Origin of the sequence: Paenibacillus paeoniae (genome assembly GCF_003388735.1) — a bacterium.
Classification (GTDB): domain Bacteria; phylum Bacillota; class Bacilli; order Paenibacillales; family Paenibacillaceae; genus Pristimantibacillus; species Pristimantibacillus paeoniae.
The window spans coordinates 117,875-135,853 of sequence record NZ_QUBQ01000001.1 but is presented as its reverse complement, the minus strand read 5'-3'; the positions used below and the strand labels follow the sequence as shown (position 1 = coordinate 135,853).

General features: G+C 45.3%; 10 protein-coding genes. 4 read left to right on the top strand and 6 right to left on the bottom strand.

From position 1 onward, the window contains the following. Positions 1-14: 14 nt before the first annotated feature. Positions 15-7,253 (bottom strand): RCC1 domain-containing protein, encoded by a 7,239-nt coding sequence (locus DX130_RS00640; protein WP_116042031.1) that lies wholly within the window; start codon positions 7,251-7,253, stop codon positions 15-17. 557 nt (positions 7,254-7,810) lie between these two features. Further along, positions 7,811-8,611, bottom strand: a complete 801-nt coding sequence (locus tag DX130_RS00635; protein ID WP_116045608.1) for a TrmH family RNA methyltransferase — start codon at positions 8,609-8,611, stop codon at positions 7,811-7,813. Positions 8,612-8,749: 138 nt separating this feature from the next. On the opposite strand from DX130_RS00635, the gene sspI reads away from it, so the two are divergent. Beyond that, a complete protein-coding gene (sspI, locus tag DX130_RS00630) occupies positions 8,750-8,986 on the top strand; it encodes a small acid-soluble spore protein SspI (protein WP_116042029.1) in 237 nt (78 codons plus the stop codon). Here sspI and DX130_RS00625 read toward each other — a convergent pair. Both DX130_RS00625 and DX130_RS00620 read right to left on the bottom strand, forming a co-directional pair. After that, a complete protein-coding gene (locus DX130_RS00625; protein ID WP_116042028.1) occupies positions 8,983-10,200 on the bottom strand; it encodes an alpha-D-ribose 1-methylphosphonate 5-triphosphate diphosphatase in 1,218 nt (405 codons plus the stop codon). The two genes, sspI and DX130_RS00625, sit on opposite strands and share 4 nt — an antisense overlap. A gap of 137 nt (positions 10,201-10,337) precedes the next feature. Next, entirely contained in the window at positions 10,338-10,895 is a 558-nt protein-coding gene (locus tag DX130_RS00620; protein WP_116042026.1) for a GbsR/MarR family transcriptional regulator, read from the bottom strand. 253 nt (positions 10,896-11,148) lie between these two features. Between DX130_RS00620 and DX130_RS00615 the strand changes: the two genes are divergently transcribed. The 3 genes from DX130_RS00615 (at position 11,149) to DX130_RS00605 (ending at position 14,353) form a co-directional block, all read left to right on the top strand. Further along, positions 11,149-12,354, top strand: coding sequence for a quaternary amine ABC transporter ATP-binding protein (locus tag DX130_RS00615; protein ID WP_116042025.1), 1,206 nt, complete (start codon positions 11,149-11,151; stop codon positions 12,352-12,354). Further along, positions 12,351-13,190: an ABC transporter permease gene (locus DX130_RS00610; RefSeq protein WP_116042023.1), complete on the top strand. Its 840-nt coding sequence runs from the start codon at positions 12,351-12,353 to the stop codon at positions 13,188-13,190. Before DX130_RS00615 ends, DX130_RS00610 begins: the two co-directional genes overlap by 4 nt. 269 nt (positions 13,191-13,459) lie before the next feature. Next, positions 13,460-14,353, top strand: coding sequence for a glycine betaine ABC transporter substrate-binding protein (locus DX130_RS00605; RefSeq protein ID WP_116042022.1), 894 nt, complete (start codon positions 13,460-13,462; stop codon positions 14,351-14,353). Positions 14,354-14,878: 525 nt separating this feature from the next. Here the strand turns inward: DX130_RS00605 and DX130_RS00600 are convergent. Both DX130_RS00600 and DX130_RS26280 read right to left on the bottom strand, forming a co-directional pair. Then, on the bottom strand, positions 14,879-17,005 hold the full coding sequence (locus tag DX130_RS00600) for a serine hydrolase domain-containing protein (RefSeq protein WP_116042020.1): 2,127 nt from the start codon (positions 17,003-17,005) through the stop codon (positions 14,879-14,881). A gap of 720 nt (positions 17,006-17,725) precedes the next feature. After that, on the bottom strand, positions 17,726-17,872 hold the full coding sequence (locus tag DX130_RS26280) for a hypothetical protein (RefSeq protein WP_165861094.1): 147 nt from the start codon (positions 17,870-17,872) through the stop codon (positions 17,726-17,728). Between the last annotated feature and the right edge of the window lie 107 nt (positions 17,873-17,979).

Below are 17,979 nucleotides of genomic sequence, written 5' to 3'. Positions count from 1 at the left end.
GATTAATAGGGATATTATTTGACAAATACCGTGTAGGTTAAGGATGATCCACCGTTTACTTTGGCCTTCATCTTAATACTGTTGATGATGCCGCTCCAGCTTTCTCCATTCAGAATCGTTTTATCACACACAAAGGTAATCGAACCAGGCGTAAACTGTGTAATCGTGATATCCGTTCCCTCAATCTTTCCAGGCGATAATTCCGGTTTACCCGTCATGGTAGAAAGATCCAGTATTTCAATTGCATTGGGATCATAGTTCACCATTAGAGTGTACCTGCTAAAATCAGTAACGTTAGAAGCGGTAAGCCCCAGGTCGACGGATTGCCCTTTTGTCAAACGTGCGGTGAGTGTGTTATTTACGATTAAGTCAGACCATTCTCCAACTCCAACTAAATTGCGCATGCGGATGCGATATTTATGCTCAGAGCCAGGTGCTACTCTGTGGTGTTTATAAGACGTTTTTAGTCCTATGTTACTAACTTTTCCATCTACCTCAATATCGTACCCCGTTGCAGTCGGATCAGGCTTCCAAGTAACATTCGCAATGTTATTGGTAGAGTTGATTACAACTCCAGACACTAATCCAGGTTTATCTGGTAATGTACGAACAGTAACAAGAGGACTCCATTCCCCTGCAATTGCGTCATTTCGGGAACGAATCCGGTACGTATGAAGGCTGAAAGTTTCCAGTTCAGTGTCTGTATAACTAGTCTCATTAAATGCGTCTACTACAACTATTCCGTCAAGCTCAATATCGTAGCCAGTGCTCCCAGCAACTTGACCCCATGATAGATACACAGAGTTATTATTTGGAATAACATTAATTTGGCTAGGAACAATCGGTCTTTGAGGCAAAGTTGAAGAGTAGTTTACTTCAGACCAAGCACTCTTTCCCGTTGCATTACTAGCACGAACTCTTAACTTATGGTTTGATTCGATCAAGAGTCCTGTTGCCTTAAATGTGGTTGTTTGAACCGAATGTATTTGATTGTCAAATTCCACATCGTAGCTAGTCGCATTTGGCGATGCCATCCAATTATATTCAATTGAAGTTTCTTCTGAAGTATCCGTGATATTCCCTGGCGCCTTGAGCAGATATGTCGTTGCCTCCGCCATCTGACTCCAATTACCGCTTCCGATTTCATTAACGGCATGGACTCTATACTGATGATTGGTATGAGGCGTTAGTCCCTTAATCTCAATGTAATTGAGCTTGCCAGTTCTTATAAGCAGGCCATCTGCTTCTATCTCATAGCCGGATGCATCCACGTCTTCTGTCCAACTTAATTGAACGGAGGTATCCTGCGTATCTACTGTCAGTACAAGAACTGTTGATGGTGCTGCCACCTTCGTATCAACGGTTTGAACCGCACTCCATCCGCTATTACCGCCTCCACTGACTGAGCGAATTTGGAAAGTATGCTTTGTTCCCGGTACAAGATCTTTTACTTGGTAGGTAGTCGTTTTTCCTAAAGCAATAATGACACCGTCCCATAACAAATCATATCTTAATGCATCACTTACAGAATTCCATGTGACAGTAACAGATTTGCTTGATGCAGTTGCACTGACTAATGCTGGTTTCTCAGGAGGAATCATGGATGTACGTACACTGGTTAGTTCCGTCCAAGCCCCATAAATTCCATCTCGCTCCGATCTTACTCGGAAAGAGTTGACTGTGTTTGGAGCTAACAGCTGACTTGTATAACTAAGTGTGTTACCAACGGAAATGAGCATGTTATTCATTTCGATTTGATAAGAAGTTGCTTCCGGAACAGCATTCCAGGTAACAACAATTGTACTATTCGTTGTTGTTGCTTTTACCCCAGTTGGAGTAGCTGGAGGTGCTGGAGGCGGTCCAATTTGAATAGTGTTGGAGAGGGAGGTTTCTTCCTCTTCCTCATTGATTGCTTGTGCTTGGAAACGATAGGATTTGCCAGCAGCAAGTCCTTTCACTTTCACCTTTTTATTATTCAATGTAATCCAGGTAGGATACGCCGTAAGAGTCCCTTCGGCACTTACATATTTATTCCCAGCTTTCAGCTGGTATTTTGTTGTTCCAGGGTTATTGTCTGTAACGGTGAACTCCACAGTTCCATCTGAAAAAGGAGAAGAGGTTAGAACTGGTGTTGTTGCCTTTGTGTATACATCCTTCGTGATAGACGTGACCGCTCCATCCATATTTCTCACTTCCAGCTTTACTTTATATTTCGTATTTGGCGTGAGATTAGCGAAGGTGTAAGAATAATCATCCCTCTGCATAGAACCTGATACTAAAACCCCGCTGCTTGTATGCTCAAATACAACAATTGGATCTCCAGGATAAGGCAGCAAAGCATTGCTAATAACAGCAGGTGCAGTTGCATCACTCGCCGTATTTGCTGTAATTGTCTTCATGACCGACCATGTTTCGTTGCTCAACATCCTCATTCTTATATTGTAATTTGTAGTGCTTAATGTCGGGTCAATGCCAGAGAAGTAGAGAAATACATCGTTATTCTGTCCGACCGTAAGCGTAGGCTGCTGTTGGTTGTAAGTAGTTAAGCCTGCTGTCAAATCCACGATAGGGGAATAGACGCCATTCGTATTTTGTTTGGTGTAAAAAATATGATTGTATCCGTCGCTAGTTCGTTTAGTCCAAACGATATGCACATCGTTGTTCTTGTCTACAGCTGCATTGACATCCCCAGTCCAATAACTGCTGATAGGCTCCAGGTTCTTCTGTTGCCACGCTGAATTCACTCTATTGGCTACATAAACGGAATAGCTATTATTGTTAGTATTTTGGTAGTCATAAAAAAGGACAGGTATTCCACTATTGTTGATTATCATAGACGGATTGCTAAATACATCGTAGCTGCTGGTACTAGTAGTCACCTGCTCAATAGCGGTCAGCGCTGAGCCATCTTCAGCTATTTTGGCGTAACGAATATTGTATGCATAAGGATATTGACTATTTTTGCTCACCCATGCCGCATGTACGGCATCATCCTTTGCCACTATTGCAACGTTATTGGCAGCAGGAATGTCCGTTTGATTGAAATCAACGCTTTTCAGCAAAGAAGCTATATTCACATTTGTTTGTTTATCAACGTCAAATGAGAAACCAGCTATTTCATTCGCATTTTTTCGCACGATACCAAATACTTTATTACCTACGGTTGTGATCGCGGCATTAGAAGTAAGTCCAGACAGAGTGCACAGTATAGTCCAATTCTGCCCTTGATTAGCCGACATATAAAATCTAACTTCATTCGTAGCGCTGTAGTAGATTGGCACGATCCATTTCCCATTTGCTGTTACAACAATTCCTTTGGTTCCATTCCCGCCTAGCTTGCCAATTGCTGAGGAGATAACTCTATTCGACAAGGTGGAGCGATCGGTAAACCAAGAAGTCGTTATATTATTGGCTGAGAAACGAATTGGACTTGAAGCAAAATTTTTGTTGTTGCCTGCTATATTTTCTGTCACTTTTATGGTTGTGTTTGTTGTCTCGGTAATCATGGATGGGATTAGGGAGCTGTCATATATCCATACACTTATAGTTTGCTGAGCAACTATTAATCCATCTGTGACTTCAAATCGGATTGTATGTTGACCTTCCTTCAAATCTTTCACATTTACCGGAAACGAGATTGTATGTGTATCAGATGGCATAGATATAGTAACAGCCTCTGATATAGATGTATTAGAATCCATATAAGAGCGAATCGTTAAGCTTGCCCCCGCCTTATATTTGATTTTTAGACCGTATGATTCTTGAGGTAAAACTCTCCATTCCTCTACGTTCTTCACAATCTCTGGTTTTAAACGATTAGCTGTTGAACCCGTTGAGCCCAGACCCAAACTATTGGCATACAACCCCCACACATTCAAACGACCACTAATAATGGCATATGACTGATTAGGCGCCAATTTAATAAGAGATACTTCTGAATGAATCATTTTCTGAGGAGAATTTAGATTAATTCTGTCCCCTGTACCCAGTTGGCCGAATCCATTACTGCCCCAAGCGTATAATGCTCCTTTGGAATCTACCGCTAGTACGTGCTGATCACTTACCGATACCGAACTGACATTGGATAGATTAGGCACCGTTGTCGGAGAAAAAGTGTGTGCTGTTGATTGCAACCCCAACTTGCCATTCACATTGTTTCCCCATGCTTTTAAGGTTCCATCATTTAATATCGCAAATACAGACTTACCATTGACAACTAGTGATTTGACTGATGATAGATTGGCGATTTGTGTAGGTTTAGTAACGGATGAAGTATTATTTACTCCTAGCTGATAAAGATCATTTTGCCCCCAAGCACTTACAGTGCCATCGTTCAATAAAGCAAAACTGGAATATCCATCTGTATATATACTTGCTACATCTGCCAGGTTTGGAACATCAACAGGGGTATTATAGGAAGTCGTATTTCCTGTACCCAGGCTGTATAGACTGTTATAACCCCAACCTTTAATAAGACCGCTATTCAATAAGGCAAGTGTGAAATTTTCTCCTAACGCAATTTCTTTAACGCCAGTAATATTGACCAAAGTAGGTGTAAGCTTATTCGTATTATCGCCGAGACCAAGCTGACCATTGCTATTAGAACCCCATGACTTGACCGTACCATCTTTTAATAAGGCCATAGCGAAGGTACCTTTGACAAAAATATCTTTTACATTGCTTAAAGAAGCAGTAGAGATAAGTACTGGCTTAGTAGAAGCAATAGTTGTACCATTCCCAAGTTGTCCAGATTCGTTAAGGCCCCATGACATAACCGTTCCGTTTTTCAGCAATGCCAGAACAAAATTGGAGCCTAGAGCTATCTTCTGAACATTACTAAGTCCATTAATCGGCACGAAGTTGGTTCTACTAACCGCATCGCCAACCCCCAAGTAACCAGAATTATTTCTGCCTGTTCCCCAAACAGTACCATCTTCAAAAAGAATAAATGTGTTATTGCCATCCGTAATGATATCTTGCACCGACTTTGTATTGCCGTATAAGACGGTTAGCTTATTACGGTTAGCGGTATCACCCAATCCCAACTGACCATTAGCATTATTACCAGCCATTCTTATGCTTCCATCTTTACTGATCGCAATTAAATGCGTTCTGCCAGTAATGATGGAAGAAAACCGATCTCCTGTAGACATAATTTCAACAGGGGTTGTTCTTGAAGCAGTGTCCCCATGCCCCAGTTCACCCGATGAGTTTAATCCCCAAGATAAAATTTTCCCCTCCTGAGTTAATACATAGGAGGAATAGGCTGTTACGGCAACCTGATTGATTGACACGTTAATAGGAAGTGGAGTTGGCTTTAATACAGCAACACTATTTCCTAGCCCCAACTGACCATTATTATTTCTTCCCCATACTTGCAACAATCCATCCTCTTTAAGAACAATGACATGATAAAACCCGGATGCAATTTCTTTTACACCCGTTACACTTGTCAGTTCAGTAGGTATACTGCGATTCTCAAAGTTGCCAAGACCAAGTTGACCAAACTCATTGCCACCCCATACCCATACAGACCCGTTCTCCATTAATGCGACTACAAAGTTAATACCAGCTGTAATATCTTTTACGCCTTGAAGATTGGGAATTAGCTTAGGTGTTGTTCGGTTTGTCAAATCCCCTTGGCCTAACTGAGCTGAAGTATTCCTCCCCCATGTGGCGACGGTTCCATCCTGCATCAATGCCACAGCAAATCCAGAAGCAGCAACGAGCTTCTTGACACCTGTTAAACCTGAAATCGTTGTAGGATCAGTCCTGTTTATCGTATCGCCCAAGCCCAGTTGCCCGCTCGTATTGACTCCCCACGACTTCACTTTACCGTCCTTGGTTAAAGCTAACGCAAAATCTTCTCCATAAGTAATTTGCTTAACATCCCCTACTCTCGTAATCATTCGAGGAGATGATAGGTCACCCGCAACATCCGGGTCTATAACAGGGTTAGTGTTTTTCCCCCAACTGTATAGTTTATCGTTTGCAAGCATGTGTGAAGTAGCAGTAAAGGGACTGCTGAACATGGATAAATCACGACTTAATACATCGATTTCCAAGTTAGCGCCTGATACATTAAGATCATTGATCATTGTAAGGGTATCCTTGGCAACCTTGTCCTCGAGACCCAACTGGGAATAGTTATTCAAGCCAAGGGCCCAAGTCTGATTGTTCTGATCGGTAACAAAACTTGTGTTACTTCCTAGATATATAGAGTTAATAGAACCTAATTGCTGAAATAATTTTGGTGTTAATTGATTGGTGACTAACGTCGATTTGATACCCAATTGACTGGAAGAATTATTCCCCCATACATAGATGTCCCCATTAGTAGTGGATGCCCATGTATGATTAATTCCAGCAGCAATATAATCAACGTTGGATAAATCTGTTATTTTAGCAGGAGAGTTAACTGCGGTAGTTGTCCCTGTTCCCAACTGCCCATTCAAATTGTATCCCCAGCCCATGACTGATCCATCAATAAGAACGGCAAATGAGAAATTGGAGCCCGTCGTAATTTCTTTTACATTTGTAAGGCCTGCTACTTCTACAGGTGATGTCTGGCTTACTGTTATATTCCCGATTCCAAGTTGGCCGTTGCTAAAATTCCCCCAGGACTTAACCGATCCATCATTCATTTTGGCAAGCATAAAGTCTGTACCTACCGCAATGTCCGCTACATCTGAAAGGTTAGGAACTGTTTTAGGGTAAGGAGAATTGCTTGTATTTCCAAGGCCTAGTTGTCCGTAGTTGTTGCACCCCCAAGTGACAACTGTTCCACTCTCAGTCAATGCTGCGGCAAAGTTACCACCAACAGCAATTCGTTTTATCCCCTCTAACTGTGGAAAGGTAACTGGACTTGCAGATGTTGAATTGATTGCACCCAATGTACAGCTATTCGATCCCCATGCTTTTACCGTTCCATCATTAAGCAAAGCAAAGGCACTGCTCGTATTCGCAGAAATTTCCTTAACATTGGACAAGTTAGGAATTTCATTAAGAACGGAGTAATTGGTTGTACTTGCAACCCCCGTTCCCAAGACGTAATCCCCTCTACCTACAACGCTCACCGTTCCGTTCGTCTTCACAAACAACGTGAAATTCCCCGGATTGGCAATTCGGTTATAGCGTAACCCTTCATTTGATTCCCCATAAGCGACTGATACATGACCCAAAGCAGAAAATAACAACTGAGTCAAAAGACTGACTACTACGATCAACCGCACACTACTATTTAATCCTTTCATCCTACGTTCTCTCCTTATGGCTTGAAATAAGATTAATCATAATATGCTGTAATTATAAATACTACATCTAATATTGTTGTTATTTGTCGTATTATGTCGAATTAATGAAATAATTTTGTTGATTTATTCTATATATTTCTGTTATTCTGAAATATTATGGTACAAATTATCGATAAATTTTAATGTAAAAACGTTTTCAGTTATACCTAATTCAATGTCTAATAAATCATAAGTTTGCAAAACTGTTACTACGTCAAGATAATAGACACTGATAACATTTGAATATTCTAATAATATAGCGATTGAAACAGGGGATATCCGGTTAATTTTCTAGAGATAGAATTATGTCCACAAAAATAAGGAAAAGGGCTGGGACAGATAAGAGATAGAAAATATTGGGGAACAAGCTCGAATAAAAACCAATGGCATCAAAACCTTGTTTTAAAAGGTTTTGATGCCATTGGTTTTCTCGTTTTGATATTATAAACAAAGTTTCAAACTCTTTTAAAATCAGTCTCAATTTACATTATAACTGACATTAGACATGGATTTGTTGTCTAGTTAAACTTCCGCTGCCGCAAAGCCTCAAACAACAACACCGTTGTCGCCATCGCGACGTTCAGAGACTCTGCACCGCCCTCCATCGGGATAATTACCGATTCGTCCACTAGCGCCCGCACCTCTGTCGATAAACCCTCGGACTCGCTGCCCATAAGCAGCCATGTCGGCTGGCGCCAGTCGTAGCCGTAGCAGCTATGATCCGCTTGCAGGCTGGTGCCGACTACTTTGGCCCCTGCCGCCCTTGCTTTTGGAAGCATCTCGGTCAGATCACCCTGGATAATAGGAAGATGGAACAGAGAGCCCATCGTGGAGCGAACTGTCTTCGGATTATAGAGATCGACACAGCCCTGCCCCAGTACAACCGCATCCGCACCGGCGGCATCCGCACTGCGGATGATCGTTCCGACATTGCCGGGATCGCGAACGACATCCAGCGCAATGACCAGACTTGTCGCACCGTACAGCTTATCCATCGACATATCCGGCTTACGAAGCACCGCAAATACCGGCGGAGGCGTATCCGTGCCGGTACACTTCCCCATTACAGCTCTGGAGGCGCTAATCCATTCCGCTTGTGCTCCACCCGTAAACGCTACATCTTCAAGCTCAGCTGGCATGCCACGCTCTTCGTCGTATACAATCTGAAGGATATCCGCGTCCGCCTTGATGGCCTCCTGTATCAGATGAACTCCTTCAATAATATATTGTCCCTCGCGGTCTCGATTTTTCTTCACCAGCAAGGAAGTCCAGTACTTGACCCTGTCATTCTGTGGTGATCCTATGTACAAATGATTCATCTCGCGCATCGATAATTAACCTGACCTTCCGTCGTCGTTTCGTAGGTTCAGTATACCATATCCTGCGCCTTGGATGGCTTCCGCCGATGCTGGGCATAGTAAGATAGCACAATTTTGAATCTTAGGAGGAATACCGCCTTGCAAATCATCGATCTTCGCCAAGCGATTGTCAATCGCGTTCACGATAACACCAAGGAACAGCTCACCGAAGTTATTGTCGATTCTGTCGATCACGACGAACGTGCCTTGCCCGGACTAGGCGTGTTATTCGAGATGATCTGGAAGGAATCAAGCACATCGGAGCAAACTCAGATGGTCGATTCACTCCATCGCCATCTTCATGAAAATGCTGCCAGCAATCCATCTCCGTCCTAGTATCTGACATCTGCAGCGTATACATGTACGCCGTCCACAATCGCATCGGTAACCCAAGGCAATCCTTGAAACTGATCGACTATAATGAAGTCGGCAAGTTTACCTTCTTCAATCGATCCGATTTGATCGCCAGCACCTAACGCTTGTGCAGGATGCAGTGTTGCCATACGCACGGCGCCGGGAAGATCGGTTATCTCTTCATCGACTAACTTGAACAGGGCAGCAAGCATGGATGAGGGGTGGTAGTCAGAGCATAATATGGCTGCCGCTCCTGATCGAATCGCCTCTGTTGCACTCAGATTATGATCGTGCGAGCCTCCTCTGACCACATTGGGAGCTCCTACACAGACAGACATTCCTTGCTCCTTGCAATATGATGCAACCTCCAATGTAATCGGAAATTCGCTCACAGATACTCCAAAGCTCTGGTTATCCTCCACCTTCTCCTGCGTGTCATCATCGTGGGAAGCAATCGCTATTCCTTTATCCAAAGCTAATCGGCTCAGACGACGCAAGCCGTCCCAATCCACCTGTTCTTGCTTTAACAGTAAATCATGAACAATCTGTCGAACCTCCTTCATGCTGACACCTTGATTTTTCATCACATAGCTCTCGAACGATCCCGGCTTGCGGTATTGTCCTTGTCCAGGCGCATGATTCATGTACGACAAATATTGAATTTTGCCTTCTTTCATCAGTTGCTCCACAATCGCCAAACCATCCCGATGCGTAACTTCATAGCGAAGATGCACACGATTGCGAATCATGGACCTCTGCTTGCTATAACGGTGAATCAGCTCCACCATTTCCGTAAGCAAATGATCTCCTCTCAAACTAAGCCCGACTCCAAGCGACAATGAATGATACATTGTCGTAATCCCATGTACCGGCAGCTTTCGCTCAAATTCCAGAAAAGCCAAATCCAAAGGAAATAGCGTATTCGGTCTTGGCTGCACTTCTTTCTCAATGGCATCGCAGTGGATATCAATCAGTCCCGGCATTACATACTTTCCGTTGGCATGCAGTACCTTCGCTTCTCCATTCCAGCGCTTGAGCCACCGCTTCTTCCCCTTCTCATCAACTATCGCCGCAATACTTCCATTCTCCACAGCGATAGAAGCCCGAATGATTCGATCCTGCAAGACGACATTGCCATCTGCAATGAGCAAGTTGCCGCCTCGCTCTGAACTTCCAGGATATGAAGGACTGTACATGGAATTTAACCCCTCTTTTTTAAATAAAATGTTAATTTTAGCATAACATAGTCCCTTCACTATGCAAAATAGAATTAACCCATCCTCTGCTTCCGCAATAAAAAAACCGCAAACCTAGTCGGCTGCGGCTGCAATTCCTATTCTTCTTTTGGGAAATACTGATAAATCTCACCGGACTCGAACGAATCTATCAATCGATCCAGCCATCTATAGTAGTTTAATGCCTCGTCGATTTTCGATTTATCGCTTGTAAGCAGCGTCAGGAAAGCCTCGTCCTCGCTATGCTCTGCAATTAGAGCATCCATCTCCTTCATACTGCGACTAAGCGCGCTCATGTTCTGTTCCAGTGCTTTTCTCCATTTAATAGAAAAGAAATCAGCGAAATTCTGGTGCCAATCCGGGACAACCTCGTACAGATCCTTTCGAGAGCCTTTACCCCACACTTTATTGATCATCTTCAAATCATGCAGTGTGCGCATCCCCGTGCTCATCGACGTCTTGCTCATGCCCATCGTATGACTCATCTCATCCAGCGTAACGGGACTTTGATTGAAGTACATATTCCCGTATAAATGGCCGATGGAAAGCGTAATGCCGTATAAGTCCATATTTTTGCCGATCGATTCAATGACGCGTCTTCTTGTATGCAGCAGCTTGGCTCGCTGCTCTTCCGTCAATCCCGCAAGCTCGTCCATAATGTCCCTCCAAAATCGTACGCCAAACCCCTTCAATCTTACTACAGCTATTGTAATCAATTGCCCTCAAGGATGTAAAGAAGGCAATCCGATCGAAAAACGGAGTTATACGGAGTATTCTGTACGTAAAGTTTGTAAAGTTATAACTGCACACTCCTCACGCTGGCTCACGCTCTTTGACCGTAGCAAAGTTATCCAACTACACTAATAGAGTCGAATTTTTCCACGAGGGGGCACGAAAGGGGAACGTTTCATGGCGATTTTAGAAGCCAAAAAGTTAACCAAAATTTTCGGAGACGATCCGAAAAAGGCCATACCGCTGCTGGAGAAAGGTTGGTCCAAAGATAAAATATTAAAGGAATCAAAGCTGACTGTTGGCGTCAATCAAGCGGAATTCTCCATTGAATCCGGTCAGATTTTCGTCATCATGGGCTTGTCAGGCAGCGGCAAGTCAACACTGGTTCGGCTGCTTAACCGGCTCATCGAGCCAACAACGGGACAACTGCTGTTCAACGGAAGCGACGTGCTTCGAATGAACCCAGAGCAACTTAGGCAATACCGCCGAAAGCATATCGGCATGGTGTTCCAGAAGTTCGCGCTATTCCCGCATCGCACGGTCATTCAAAACATTGAATATGGCCTGGAGATACAAGGAATTGAGAAGAAAAAGCGGCGAGAGATGGCCATGGAGTCATTGAAGCTAGTCGGACTGTCAGGCTACGAAGACAGCTACCCGCATCAGCTCAGCGGCGGCATGCAGCAGCGTGTGGGCTTGGCACGGGGACTTGCGAATGACCCCGAAATTCTGCTGATGGACGAAGCGTTCAGCGCGCTCGATCCGCTTATCCGCAAGGATATGCAGGATGAACTGCTGGAGCTGCAGACGAAAATGAAAAAAACGATCGTGTTTATTACGCATGATTTGGATGAAGCACTGCGAATCGGAGACCAGATCGCGTTAATGAAAGACGGCAGCATCGTTCAGATTGGGACGCCGGAAGAAATTCTGATGCAGCCTGCCAACAAATATGTGGAGCGGTTCGTAGAAGATGTCGATCTGTCGAAGGTGCTTACCGCATCCCATGCTATGGAAAAGGCGGAGACGATTACGATCGACAGAGGTCCTCGCGTCGCACTCCAGTTCATGCGTGACCGTGGCGTATCCAGCCTGTATGTCGTGGATCGCTCGATGACGCTGCTTGGACTTGTGTCAGCTGAAGATGCCGCAGCAGCGCTGAAGGATTCGAAGGGACTGGAAGATGTCATGCAAAAGGAAGTTCCCATCACTTCCCCGGACTCGCTATTGAATGAATTGTTCGAAATGATGGGCAACGCGAAGCTTCCGGTCGCAGTCATTGATGATACAGGGCGCCTTAGAGGCGTCGTCATCAAAGGGGCCGTACTTGCGGCGCTTGCAGGCAACGGAAACTCGTTGCTGGATGGAGGTGACTCCGAATGAATCTTCCCAAGATTCCGCTCGCAGATTGGATTGAAAGCATCGAGAAATGGCTGGAAAACAATCTTGGGCCGCTGTTTGACTTCATCAGCTTGATTATCGGAGGCACAGTGAACGGATTGGACGACATGCTGCGGGGAGTCCCTCCGCTTGTCATTATTGCTCTATTCGTCGTACTGGCCTGGTTCCTTGGCAAGTGGAAGATGGCCCTCTTTACGCTCATCGGTCTGCTCATCATCGAAAATCTGGGCTTATGGGGCCCAACGATGCAGACGCTTGCGCTCGTTCTAACAGCCGCCATTATTTCCGTCGTTATCGGCGTACCGATCGGTATTTTATGTGCTAATAGCAATGTCATGCAGAGAATCTTCACCCCCTTGTTAGACTTTATGCAAACGATGCCTGCATTCGTATATTTGCTTCCAGCCGTAACCTTCTTCCGACTCGGTGTCGTTCCGGGCGTTATATCATCTATCATATTCGCCATCCCGCCTACAATCCGCTTAACCAATCTGGGGATCAGGCAAGTTCCGGGCGAATTAGTGGAAGCGGCGGATGCGTTCGGCTCCACCCCGCTGCAGAAACTGTTCAAGCTGCAGTTGCCTATAGCAGTACCGACCATTATGGCAGGTATTAATCAGACGATCATGCTGTCCCTGTCGATGGTTGTTATTGCATCCATGATCGGCGCCCAAGGCGTCGGCGAATATGTCTACCGTGCGGTTACACAAGGCCGGACAGGTGTCGGCTTCGAAGCTGGGCTTGCTATCGTCATACTAGCCATCATTTTGGACCGACTTACACAAAAAGTCGTCCAGCGCACAGAAAAGAAATCTTAGCGATTGTGAGCCCACAGCAGTCAAAGCTTGAAACCAATTCAAGCTATGAAAACTAAGTATGTAGTTCAATTTATGCAATTCAAGTTATGCAGTTCAAGTTATGCAATTCAAACCATGCAATTTAAACCATGATAGTCAAGCTGTGCGATTCACGCTTTACAAACAAAGCTTGTTAGCAATAAGTTTTGTTTTCGAAGCAGCTTGCTTCATAAAACTTAAGCTTAATGCTTTACATGTAAGTTTTAAAAAAACTTTTTAGGAGTGATTTGATGAAGTTGAAAAAATGGAGTTTACTTGTAGCTATCGTAACTGCCCTGTCCTTGCTCGCCGCTTGTGGAAGCACAAACGGAGACGGTAATGGCACTAGCACCGGCAAAGATCCCAAAAAGGAAATCAAGCTGGCTTACGTGGCTTGGGATTCCGAGATCGCCAGTACGAATGTCGTCAGAGAAGTATTGGAACAGAAGCTCGGCTACAAAGTCGACATGCTGCAGGTTGACGCAGGTCCGATGTGGTCCGGTATTTCGAACGGAAGCGCTGATGCTATGGTAGCTGCATGGCTGCCAACCACACATGAATCCTATGTGAAGGATAACGAAGGCAAGTTCGAGGATCTTGGCCCGAACTTGGTCGGCACCAAGCTGGGACTCGTTATTCCGTCCTACATGGACATTACCAGCATTGAAGACTTGAACGATGCTGTAGGGGAATCTGTGAAGCACACTATCGTCGGTATTGAGCCAGGCGCTGGCCTCATGATGGCAACCGAAAAGGTGCTTGAGGAATACGGTCTTGCGGATAATTGGAAGCTGCTCTCCAGCTCCTCTGCTGCCATGACGCAAGAATTGGAAAAGGCCTATGCGAATGAAGAGCCTATTATTATTACAGGCTGGACGCCGCACTGGAAATTCGCCAAGATGGATCTGAAGTATCTGGAAGATCCGAAAGGCGTCTACGGACAAGATGAGCAAATTCACACAATCGTTCGCAATGGATTGAAGGACGCTCAGCCAGAAGCTTATGCATTCCTGGACGCATTCGAATGGTCCGCTGATGATATGGCTGAAGTGATGATTCAAATCGTCGAAGGCGCATCTCCAGAAGCTGCCGCCAAAGCATGGGTTGAAGCTAATTCAGACAAAGTGGATGCGTGGTTGAAATAAAGCAATTTCAATCCTCTGCAGTTAGTAAAAGAAGTGGATTGTTCTAAGAGCACACTTTGCTCATTTAAAGTGATAGCTCGCTTCCTGAATAAAAGAGCAACAACAAGAAATGGCGGTGTCAGGGTAATCCCTGTACCGCCATTTCTTTAGTTTACTCAATTACCGCTTTTTTGCGACTCCGAACATTTAGCGTTTCTCAGCATTACTAATCTCGCGTTCACACTCGTTTGGTGCGATTAGTTGTGTGTGACAACTCTATTTCGCCTTTTGGAGCGTTTCCGGGCATTTAGCGTTTCTCAGCACCACTAATCTCGCGTGCACACCCGTTTGGTGCGATTAGTGTGTGTGACAACTCTATTTCGCCTTTTGGAGCGTTTCCAGGCATTTAGCGTTTCTCAGCAATACTAATCTCGCGTGCACACCCGTTTGGTGCGATTAGTGTGTGTGGCAACGTTGTTTTGCTCTTTGGAGCAAAACAACAATTGCCTGTCAATGCCTTGTAGACAGTCTTGCAAGATAGCCCTGTTAGGCAGCCTTCTCGGCTTCAACTGCAGGCGCCTCGGACTGAGGCGCTGGTGCTTGCTGCTGTAGAAGGGCAGCGTAGATATGATTTACCGGAGAGAAGTACAGCGAGAACAATATTGCCGCTTCCTCAGCACGGTTCAATGTTTTGCCGGACAAGAAGTCGATTGTTCCGTCTTCCTTCGGCTGTACTTCAGGACCGTAGATCTGGAACGCTATCAATGCGCGAACAGCGTCGACAGCCCACTCGTCCGTACCCTCTGCCAGCTTGATGCTCTCGAATGCTTCCGGAGCAAATTGTCCGGCCAGCGATCTCCACAGAATAGCCGCCGCTTCTTGACGGGTAATAGCTTGATCCGGCTTAAAGCTGCCTTTCCCATTGCCTTGAACCAGACCAACCTCAAAAGCAGCCTGCACATAACCTGCGTTCGGATGATCCGCTAAGTCCGTAAATCCTGTAGGAGCCACTGGGCTTTCCGGAACCGTAAACAAGGTAAGCACACTTTTCACAAATTCGCTTCTCGTTACAGCCTGATCTGGCTGGAAGTTTGTATTTCCTTTATTCTCGTAGTAACCAAGCGTTTGGAGACCATGAATCACGCGCGCGTATGGATGATCCCCCGCCACATCGGCATAGCCTGCCGCCTCTTCACCTTTCTTCGCGTATCCGAACGGATTGAGATACGGCTCCTTCATATAGAGCGCATTACCGTTTGCATCCAGCTTGAAAGCTGTGAACTGATTGGTCAACTGATCAACAAACAAATTATGGTCCACTTGCTTCAGCTCTCTCGATCCCAGGAAGGAATCATGAATAACCAAGCTAGCTTCGCCATGAATGGCTGTCTTCAAAATGTTCAAACGCAAGTCAGAGTAGAAACCTGCAAATTTGGCCAGTTGGTCAGGCTTGGATTCGAACGCTTCCAGCTTCGCCGGAGCCGCATATTGCGGGAAGAATGTCGAGATGAACTCCGGGTAGAACAGGTTGCGCAGCGCACCGTTTTGATTATAAGTCAGGAATACGCCCGTATTCTGCTCAGGAATGAAAAATAGATAAGTGCTGTAGCCGATCATATCACCAGCTTTGGTAATTACTTTCGAGCTGCTTCCTGCACCCGGAAGCTGGAATGGAGCTTCAAAACCATACGTTGTATTCGGCATCAACTCATGAATGAAGGAACGATAAACCCCCATCTCCTTCACAGAATCCTCGGATAAGATCCGCTCTGTGCCCGATACTGCCCCACCCTTCAGAAACGCCAACATGAACTTGCTCATGTCTTCTGCTGTGGACAGCATGCCGCCTTGAGGCATTACCGTTGGAGTCACCGCGTAAGGCTCGATTGGCGAATGATCCGGACCATAGCTGACAGCAAGGTTATCTTTCAATTTGCCCTCGATCAGGAATCCACTGCTTGTCATGCCTAGCGGCTCAAAGATATGTTTGTCCAAATAATCGGCATAAGACTCTCCGCTTACGTTTTGTATAATCAGTCCCAATACCATAGAAGCGTAGTTGTCATACATATAGGAGCTTCCTGGCTCTCTTACAACTGGAGGAATATTCGCACGAACGTAATCATCGATCTCGACTACTTTCTCGAAATCATCGTGTATATCTTCTAGTTTCGGATCGCGAATTTCAAATCCCGTCGTTTGAGTAAGCAAATGCTCGATCGTAACCGGTTTGTCGAATGGATTCTTCAACGATAGGTCCTTTATGTACTTTGTGAAATCATCCTGCAGACTAATCTTGCCCTGCTCGACCAGTTGCATGATCGCTGCTGCCGTGAAGCTTTTGGACACAGATGCGATTCGGAAGACAGACGATGCCGGGTCTACCGCTTTCTTACCTTCCTGATCGGCGAAGCCGTAGCCCTTCTGCGCAACTACCTCACCGTCCTTGACGATAACGACGGAAGCACCTACATAATGCGGTTTTGTTGTCTCTGCCGCAAAGAAGTCATCCAGGAACGCTGTCGCGTTTGCAGCATTGAGCGTCTTGCCCTTTGGGGCCGCATCCGCTTCTGCAGCAGATACCTGAAAAGCCGGCGTCAGCAGCGTGAAAGACAAAGCCACCGCTACGACGGATTTGAACCAAAAAGAAGAACGTACCGATAAAGTTTTCAAACTCTCACTCCATTCCTTTTTTTCTAGATACTTTACTAGTTACGAGATTAGCAGCGAGACCGTTTCATAATTTTGGCATGAAAAAACGGTGACTCAACATAGCATCACCGGCCAGAGTGTCGATAAAGTCTCATGTACTTTTCGGCACTTTTATTGTTATGTAGCGGAACTTGGCTTGCAAAAAGGAAATAGATTTGAATCGTTGCGGGGACGGAGCTCTGATCAGAAAGCTTATAACAAACTTTGTGTTTCTCTCATTTTGTGTTTCTCTCATTTTGTGTTTCTCTCATTATGATAAAACAAAGAGCTTCTCATCAGCCTTAAGGCGTTGAAACCGACTTGGAGCTCCTCAGAGCAGCCCATCTAGGAGAATAAGGCGTTGAAACCGACTTGGAGCACCTCAGAGCAGCCCATCTAGGTGAATAAGGCGTTGAAACCGACTTGGAGAACCTCAGAGCAGCCCATCTAGGTGAATAAGGCGTTGAAACCGACTTGGAGCTCCTCAGAGCAGCCCGTCTAGGAGAATAAGGCGTTGAAACCGACTTGGAGCTCCTCAGAGCAGCCCATCTAGGTGAATAAGGCGTTGAAACCGACTTGGAGCTCCTCAGAGCAGCCCGTCTAGGAGAATAAGGCGTTGAAACCGACTTGGAGCACCTCAGAGCAGCCCATCTAGGTGAATAAGGCGTTAAAATCGACTTGGAGCACCTCAGAGCAGCCCATCTAGGTGAATAAGGCGTTGAAACCGACTTGGAGCAACCCAGAGCAGCCCGTCAAGGAGAATAAGGCGTTGAAATCGACTAAAAAAGCTACCGTCAACTTCATGAAGGCAAGCGCCATCTCCATCTGCGGCTTTGACAGTTGAATCACCTGAACCAACCTCCAGGCTCTATGTGAGGCCACTTTAGATGGTCTCAGCTCATTGAGTGTTGGGACTTTCTTTCTCAACAAACAAACCAGTGACGCTCAACAGAACG

Excerpts from the sequence above, each read along its gene's own strand:
- DX130_RS00615 (WP_116042025.1), top strand. The coding sequence starts at position 11,149 with ATGGCGATTTTAGAAGCCAAAAAGTTAACCAAAATTTTCGGAGACGAT.
- DX130_RS00640 (WP_116042031.1), bottom strand. The coding sequence starts at position 7,253 with ATGAAAGGATTAAATAGTAGTGTGCGGTTGATCGTAGTAGTCAGTCTT.
- DX130_RS00610 (WP_116042023.1), top strand. The coding sequence starts at position 12,351 with ATGAATCTTCCCAAGATTCCGCTCGCAGATTGGATTGAAAGCATCGAG.
- DX130_RS00635 (WP_116045608.1), bottom strand. The coding sequence starts at position 8,611 with ATGAATCATTTGTACATAGGATCACCACAGAATGACAGGGTCAAGTAC.
- DX130_RS00625 (WP_116042028.1), bottom strand. The coding sequence starts at position 10,200 with ATGTACAGTCCTTCATATCCTGGAAGTTCAGAGCGAGGCGGCAACTTG.
- DX130_RS00620 (WP_116042026.1), bottom strand. The coding sequence starts at position 10,895 with ATGGACGAGCTTGCGGGATTGACGGAAGAGCAGCGAGCCAAGCTGCTG.
- DX130_RS00605 (WP_116042022.1), top strand. The coding sequence starts at position 13,460 with ATGAAGTTGAAAAAATGGAGTTTACTTGTAGCTATCGTAACTGCCCTG.